This is a genomic window from Streptomyces sp. NPDC060035 (assembly GCF_042736635.1).
In the GTDB taxonomy this organism is placed as follows: domain Bacteria; phylum Actinomycetota; class Actinomycetes; order Streptomycetales; family Streptomycetaceae; genus Streptomyces.
This window is the reverse complement of sequence record NZ_JBHWVO010000004.1, coordinates 459,018-466,481: the sequence shown is the minus strand read 5'-3', so window position 1 is coordinate 466,481 and position 7,464 is coordinate 459,018. Positions and strand designations below refer to the sequence as shown.

Here is a 7,464-nt window from a genome sequence, read left to right as displayed (position 1 = left end):
CCGTGACACACGGTTCCGGGCCCCTCTCACGTGCGTATCTTCAGTCCTCGGTGGGATCGCGGCGGACCGACAGCAGGTCCTCCAGCTGCTCCTCGCGCGCCTGAGCGGCCACGAACAGCAGCTCGTCACCGGCCTCCAGGGTCTCCTCGGGGCTCGGCGTCAGGACGCGCGTACCGCGGATGATGGTGACCAGCGAGGTGTCCTCGGGCCAGGCGACATCGCTGATAGGCGTGCCGGCCAGCGCCGACTCCGGGGGCAGCGTCAGCTCGACGAGGTTGGCGTCGCCGTGGCTGAAGCGCAGCAGCCGGACCAGATCACCGACGCTCACCGCCTCCTCGACCAGGGCGGACATCAGACGCGGAGTGGAGACCGCGACATCGACCCCCCAGGACTCGTTGAACAGCCACTCGTTCTTCGGGTTGTTGACCCGGGCGACGACCCGCGGAACGCCGTACTCCGTCTTGGCGAGCAGCGAGACGACCAGATTGACCTTGTCGTCGCCGGTCGCGGCGATCACCACGTTGCAGCGCTGCAGTGCCGCCTCGTCCAACGACGTGATCTCGCAGGCGTCCGCGAGCAGCCACTCGGCCATCGGGACCCGCTCCACCGAGATGGCGGTCGGTGCCTTGTCGATCAGCAGCACCTCGTGCCCGTTCTCCAGCAACTCGGCTGCGATGGAGCGGCCCACCGCGCCGGCCCCGGCAATCGACACGCGCATCAGTGACCGCCCTCCTCAGGACCTTCGGCAAAGGCCTCCTCGACCTTCGCGATCTCGTCCGTACGCATCATCACGTGGACCAGATCGCCCTCCTGCAGAACCGTCTGCGACGTGGGCAGTATGGCCTCGCCCAGCCGGGTGAGGAAGGCCACGCGGACGCCCGTCTCCTCCTGCAGCGTGCTGATCTTGTGACCGATCCAGGACGGCGTCGTGTGCACCTCGGCAAGCTGAACACCACCGCTCGGGTCCCGCCACAGCGGCTCGGCCCCCGACGGCAGCAGCCGCCGCAGCATCTGGTCCGCCGTCCAGCGGACCGTGGCGACGGTCGGGATACCGAGACGCTGATAGACCTCGGCACGCTTCGGGTCGTAGATGCGCGCCGCGACGTTCTCGATTCCGAACATCTCGCGGGCCACCCGGGCCGCGATGATGTTGGAGTTGTCGCCGCTGCTCACCGCGGCGAACGCCCCGGCCTCCTCGATCCCGGCCTCGCGGAGGGTGTCCTGGTCGAAGCCGACCCCGCTCACCCGCCGGCCGCCGAACCCGGAACCGAGCCGACGGAACGCTGTGGGGTCCTGGTCGATCACGGCGACCGTGTGCCCCTGCTGCTCCAGGGTCTGTGCGAGTGCGGCTCCGACTCGGCCGCAGCCCATGATGACGATGTGCACCTTGCGCCTACCTCGCAGTCCTGGTCGTCCGGATGACCTGCGAAAACACCCTGCTCACACTTCTCTCTCAGCTTGCGGGGCAAACAATGGGGCAACCACCTTCGGTGGTGCCGGGATGAGCTTATGCGGCGCTGCATCCACTGCCTCATCCGAGTGTGCGTATCCCGCGGCCGGATAGGCAAAGGGGAGCATCGCGGGCTTCCACAGCGAGCCCGTGACGCACCACGTACCGCCGCTCGTTCCGCCGCTCGCGCCGCAAGGATTCCGTTAAGGATTCCATGGACTTTTCCGGTGAGGGCGGGTAATTATGAAGGATTTACGGGCGCCGAGGGGGTGGTGCTTCGTTGGCCTGTCCCCGCAGCGTTTACGATCCTCAGCGTGTCCAAACTGACCGACGTGCCCAAACGGATCCTGATCGGCCGGGCGCTGCGCAGCGACAAGCTGGGAGAGACACTCCTCCCCAAGCGCATCGCGCTCCCCGTCTTCGCATCCGACCCGCTGTCCTCTGTGGCGTACGCACCAGGAGAAGTCCTCCTCGTACTGTCCATCGCGGGCGTGTCGGCCTACCACTTCAGCCCGTGGATCGCGGCCGCCGTCGTGGTCCTCATGTTCACCGTCGTCGCCTCCTACCGGCAGAACGTGCGCGCCTACCCGAGCGGTGGCGGTGACTACGAGGTCGCCAACACGAACCTCGGTCCCAAGGCCGGTCTGACCGTGGCCAGCGCCCTCCTCGTCGACTACGTCCTCACCGTCGCCGTGTCGATCTCCTCGGGGGTGGAAAACCTCGGCTCCGCGATCCCCTTCGTGGTCGAACACAAGACGCTCTGCGCCATCGGGGCCATCGTGCTGCTGACCCTGATGAATCTTCGGGGTGTGAAGGAGTCCGGCAAGCTCTTCGCCATCCCGACGTACCTCTTCGTGGCGGGGGTCTTCGCCATGATCCTCTGGGGCGCGTTCCGGGGGCTGGTTCTCGGCGACTCCATGCACGCGCCGACCTCGGACTACGAGATCAAGCCCGAGCACGAGGGGCTGGCCGGCTTTGCGCTCGTCTTCCTGCTCCTGCGGGCCTTCTCCTCCGGCTGTGCCGCGCTCACCGGTGTGGAGGCGATCAGTAACGGCGTACCCGCGTTCCGCAAGCCGAAGAGCAAGAACGCCGCGACCACCCTCGCGGCGATGGGCCTGCTGGCCGTCACCATGTTCTGCGGCATCATCGGCCTCGCCATGGCCACCGACGTGAAGATGGCCGAGAACCCTGCGAAGGATCTGATCCACGACGGTGCCGCGGTCGGCGCCGGCTTCGTCCAGGACCCGGTGATCTCCCAGGTCGCCGCGGCGGTCTTCGGCGACGGAACGTTCCTCTTCGTGTTCCTCGCCGCGGCCACCGCCCTCGTGCTCTTCCTGGCCGCCAACACCGCGTACAACGGCTTCCCGCTGCTCGGCTCGATCCTGGCCCAGGACCGCTACCTGCCGCGCCAGCTGCACACCCGCGGCGACCGGCTGGCCTTCTCCAACGGCATCGTGCTGCTGGCCGGGGCCGCGATCCTGCTCGTCTGGATCTACGGGGCCGACTCGACCCGGCTGATCCAGCTCTACATCGTCGGCGTCTTCGTCTCCTTCACGCTCAGCCAGATCGGCATGGTGCGGCACTGGAACCGCCATCTGAGGAGTGAGCGGGACCCGGCCCAGCGCCGCCACATGATCCGCTCCCGCGCGATCAACACCTTCGGAGCCTTCTTCACCGGGCTGGTCCTCGTCGTCGTCCTGGCCACCAAGTTCACGCACGGCGCCTGGGTCGCGCTGCTGGGCATGGTGATCTTCTTCGGAACGATGACCGCGATCCGAAGGCACTACGACCGCGTCGCCGAGGAGATCGCCGCCTCCGACACCCCGTCCGACGACACCATACGGCCCTCCCGCGTCCACTCGATCGTCCTCGTCTCCAAGCTCCACCGCCCCACCCTGCGCGCACTCGCCTACGCCAAACTGGTCCGCTCCGACCACCTGGAGGCGCTCTCCATCAGCGTCGACCCGGCCGAGACCAAGGTGCTCAAGGAGGACTGGGAGCGGCGCGGCATCAACATCCCGCTGAAGATCCTCGACTCGCCCTACCGCGAGGTGACCCGTCCGGTCATCGAGTACGTGAAGGGGCTGCGCAAGGACAGGCCCCGCGATGTGGTCAGCGTGTACATCCCCGAGTACGTGGTCGGTCACTGGTACGAGCATCTGCTGCACAACCAGAGCGCCCTGCGGCTGAAGGGCCGGCTGCTGTTCACGCCGGGTGTGATGGTGACCTCGGTTCCCTACCAGCTGGAGTCCTCCGAGGCCGCGAAGCTGCGGGCCAGGAAGCGCGCGGACTGGACCGCTCCGGGATCGGTCCGCCGAGGCCCTGTGGAGCGGCGGAACAAGGAATCCGGCCACAAGAGCTGACTCGGCGCAACCGTTTGTGGTAAGCGGCCGGGCGACACCCACGTAGACTCGTGGGTTGTTGTCCGGCCGTATTTCCCTTGATCTCTGGAGCCACCCCCTCATGCAGAACGAATCCACATCGTCGCAGGCCGGGGAGTCGCTGATCGGTCGGGAGTACGAGGTCGAGGTCGGCCCCGTGGCACACGGCGGCCACTGCATCGCGCGCACCGCCGAGGGTCAGGTCCTCTTCGTACGGCACACCCTCCCCGGCGAGAAGGTCGTCGCCCGGGTCACCGACGGCGAGAGCGACTCACGTTTCCTGCGCGCCGACGCCGTACAGGTCATCGAGGCGTCCAAGGACCGGGTCGAGGCGCCCTGTCCGTACGCGGGCCCCGGTAAGTGCGGCGGCTGCGACTGGCAGCACGCCAAGCCCGGTGCCCAGCGCCGCCTCAAGGGCGAAGTGATCGCCGAGCAGCTGCAGCGCCTCGCGGGCCTCACCCCCGAGGAAGCGGGCTGGGACGGCACCGTCATGCCGGCCGAGGGCGACAAGCTCCCGCCGGGTGAGGTGCCGGCGTGGCGCACCCGCGTCCAGTACGCCGTCGACCAGGACGGCCTCGTCGGACTGCGCAAGCACCGCTCGCACGAGGTCCAGCCGATCGACCACTGCATGATCGCCGCCCCCGGTGTGACCGAGCTCGGCATCGAGAAGCAGGACTGGCCGCAGATGGCAACGGTGGAGGCCATCTCCGCCACCGGCTCGCACGACCGCCAGGTCATCCTGACCCCCCGCGAGGGCGGCCGGCTCCCGTTGGTCGAGCTGGACAAGCCGGTCTCGGTGCTCCGCGTCGACGAGAAGGACGGCGGCGTCCACCGCGTCCACGGCCGCGCCTTCGTCCGCGAGCGCGCCGACGACCGTACGTACCGCGTCGGCTCCGGCGGCTTCTGGCAGGTCCACCCGCAGGCGGCCGACACCCTGGTGCGCGCGGTCATGCAGGGGCTGCTGCCCCGCAAGAACGACATGGCGCTGGACCTCTACTGCGGCGTCGGCCTGTTCGCGGGCGCCATCGGCCAGCGGATCGGCGAGAAGGGCGCGGTGCTGGGCATCGAGTCCGGCAAGCGCGCGGTCGAGGACGCCCGGCACAACCTGAAGGACCTGGACCGGGTACGCATCGAGCACGGCAAGGTCGACCAGGTGCTGCCGCGCACGGGCATCACCGAGTGCGACCTGATCGTCCTGGACCCGCCGCGCGCGGGCGCGGGCAAGGCGACGGTCAAGCAGCTGGTCGCCCTGGGCGCCCGCCGCATCGCGTACGTGGCGTGCGACCCGGCGGCGCTCGCGCGGGACATCGCGTACTTCCGGGACGGGGGGTACCGGGTGCGGACGCTGCGGGCGTTCGACCTGTTCCCGATGACGCATCACGTGGAGTGCGTGGCGATTCTGGAGCCGGCCGCGAAGGGCGCCTGACCTGCGGTTTGGTGGTCATGGTTGGTCGCTCGACCTGTTTCCTCCATGGAAACGGGTCGAGCAGGCAGATCGACCACCAGGCGATCCTGCCCCGCGGTTTCGTGGCGAGACGATCGACAGTTCACCGACGCGGGCAGGGCCTCGTGCGGCATTCCTGCCGCTCGGACGACGCTTGATCAGCGACGTGCTTCCGCAGGCAGATCCGCATGAACGGTGCCCTGCCCTGCCGAGCCCGTGATCCGGGCCGGTGCGCGCCCCTTCTCAGCAGGCGCAGTGGCTGAGCCCTGGTAGCCCCTTGTCGTTGCCCGGCTATCGGGGAATCTCCGCGTCGCGCCCTCGCGCCCTCGCGCCCTCGCGCCCTCGCGCCCTCGCGCCCTCGCGCGACAAGGGATCCGGCTGTGGTAGTCGACAGGGATGCCGATGAAGCCTTCTGGTGCCGCGGACCGTTCATCCTGGTTCGGACGGCTGCGCCACGTGATCAGCCATTCGCCGGTCGGGCGGGGGTGGCGGCGAAGTAGCGATCTCGAGCTGTTGTCGCGTGCGCTGGGCTTCGCGGCGCTGGGGTTCCTCACGCTGGTGCCGCTGCTGATCATTGTCTCCTCCGCCGATCCTGAGCACGGGCGGGGTTTCGCGCAGTGGCTGGGGGATGGGCTCGGCGTATCGACCGCCTCCAGAGCAGAGGTCGAGCGGCTGTTCACCCGGCCCGGCCAGGCGCTGCGGACCACGACCGCCTTCGGTATCGCCGCCCTCGCCGTGTTCGGCCTGAGCTTTGGGGCTGCGGTGCAGACCGGCTACGAGAAGATCTGGGATCTGCCGCCGGCCCGCTGGTGGGCCAGGTGGCGGCATGTGGTGTGGCTCGGCGTACTCACCGGATACCTCTTCCTCTCTGCCACCACCACGCTGCGGCGCGAACCCCTTGCCGGTGGGGCCGTCGCCTCGCTGAGCGCCGTCCTGGTCCTCTGGTGGTCCCAGCGATTCCTGCTCGGCGGCCGGATCCGCTGGCGTGCCCTGTTGCCCGGCGCCGTCCTCACCGTGATCGGGCTGCTCGGCCTGAGGGTCTTCTCCAGGCTCGTCTTCTCGCCGTTGATCGCATCCAACACCGTCAGCTACGGCCCCGTCGGAACCGTCCTGGTCATCCAGTCCTGGCTGGTCGGAGTGGGCGTCGTCGTCTTCGGCGGGGCGCTGGCCGGCCAACTGCTGTACGAGGAACTCCCCCGCACGGCACACGCACGGAAATGAAAGACGCTCGTGCGGGCAGCTGCGTACGTTTCGGGCTCCTGCGGCCCCGGTTGCGGCGGACGACACCGCTCTTCCCGAAACGTTGCACTCCAGGTGAATTAATATCTGCGCCCGCGAGGTGAGAGTTTGACGAGCCATGCAGTGAGGGTTTTTACCGCAATGAGCAAGGTGAATTATGCAACCCCGCGCAGGGTGCTGCGGCATGCTACTGTCGATCTCAGTTGCAGTTGTGGTTCCCAAAACTTCAAGTGCCCCCACCCGGCTCCTGCCGGTGGGAGCGCTTTTGTATTTCCGGTCATTTTCCGGACGGGGTTAATCATCGCGGCGACACGGTGTCCGCACAGTGCGGATTCCGATGTACTGCCCCAAAGGAGATATGACATGGCTGCTGGTACCGTGAAGTGGTTCAACGCGGAAAAGGGCTTCGGCTTCATCGAGCAGGACGGTGGCGGCGCCGACGTGTTCGCCCACTACTCGAACATCGCAGCCCAGGGCTTCCGTGAGCTGCTCGAAGGCCAGAAGGTCACCTTCGACATCGCGCAGGGCCAGAAGGGCCCCACGGCCGAGAACATCGTTCCGGCCTGACGCCGACGCACCCTTTGTAGCTGGGGCCCGCATCCCTTCGGGGGTGCGGGCCCCAGCTGCACGCGTATCCCGCAGCAGTTTCTTTGCGGGACGGCTCGGAGGAATCCGCAGTCTCACCACACGTGGCTCCTCCTTGAGCTGCACCGCGGCCGACGGCCGAATTTTACGTCCCCATCGCGCCACCCATTTCAGCACGGTGCCCGCGTGGATTTCCGCCGGTCGGATTTTCTTTCTTTATCACTGGTCCATGCCTGTAAGTGGACCAGACGGCAGTGGGGCCCCCCCGGGGGCCCGGGGGGGCCCCCCCCCCCGGGCGGACGGGGGCGCCCCGGGGGTGAAAACCCCGCCCGGGCCCCCGCCACAAGGTGCCCCGGGCACAACCC

Annotated in this window: 6 protein-coding genes; 4 read left to right on the top strand and 2 right to left on the bottom strand. The window is 68.2% G+C overall.

Annotated features, from left to right (window positions below; translation table 11 throughout):
• Positions 1-40 precede the first annotated feature (40 nt).
• Positions 41-718: a potassium channel family protein gene (locus tag ACFWBQ_RS09160; protein WP_385485733.1), complete on the bottom strand. Its 678-nt coding sequence runs from the start codon at positions 716-718 to the stop codon at positions 41-43.
• Positions 718-1,386, bottom strand: a complete 669-nt coding sequence (locus tag ACFWBQ_RS09155; RefSeq protein WP_205021562.1) for a TrkA family potassium uptake protein — start codon at positions 1,384-1,386, stop codon at positions 718-720. Before ACFWBQ_RS09155 ends, ACFWBQ_RS09160 begins: the two co-directional genes overlap by 1 nt.
• Before the next feature lie 378 nt (positions 1,387-1,764).
• Between ACFWBQ_RS09155 and ACFWBQ_RS09150 the strand changes: the two genes are divergently transcribed.
• The 4 genes from ACFWBQ_RS09150 to ACFWBQ_RS09135 all read left to right on the top strand — a co-directional run bounded on the left by ACFWBQ_RS09150 (position 1,765) and on the right by ACFWBQ_RS09135 (position 7,081).
• A complete protein-coding gene (locus ACFWBQ_RS09150) occupies positions 1,765-3,813 on the top strand; it encodes an APC family permease (RefSeq protein ID WP_385485731.1) in 2,049 nt (682 codons plus the stop codon).
• Positions 3,814-3,913: 100 nt separating this feature from the next.
• Positions 3,914-5,257: a class I SAM-dependent RNA methyltransferase gene (locus ACFWBQ_RS09145; protein ID WP_385485729.1), complete on the top strand. Its 1,344-nt coding sequence runs from the start codon at positions 3,914-3,916 to the stop codon at positions 5,255-5,257.
• A 414-nt stretch (positions 5,258-5,671) separates the two neighbouring features.
• Complete coding sequence (locus ACFWBQ_RS09140) at positions 5,672-6,496, top strand: YhjD/YihY/BrkB family envelope integrity protein (protein WP_385485727.1); 825 nt, start codon at positions 5,672-5,674, stop codon at positions 6,494-6,496.
• Between the two features lie 381 nt (positions 6,497-6,877).
• Positions 6,878-7,081: a cold-shock protein gene (locus ACFWBQ_RS09135; protein WP_023586116.1), complete on the top strand. Its 204-nt coding sequence runs from the start codon at positions 6,878-6,880 to the stop codon at positions 7,079-7,081.
• Positions 7,082-7,464: the final 383 nt, after the last annotated feature.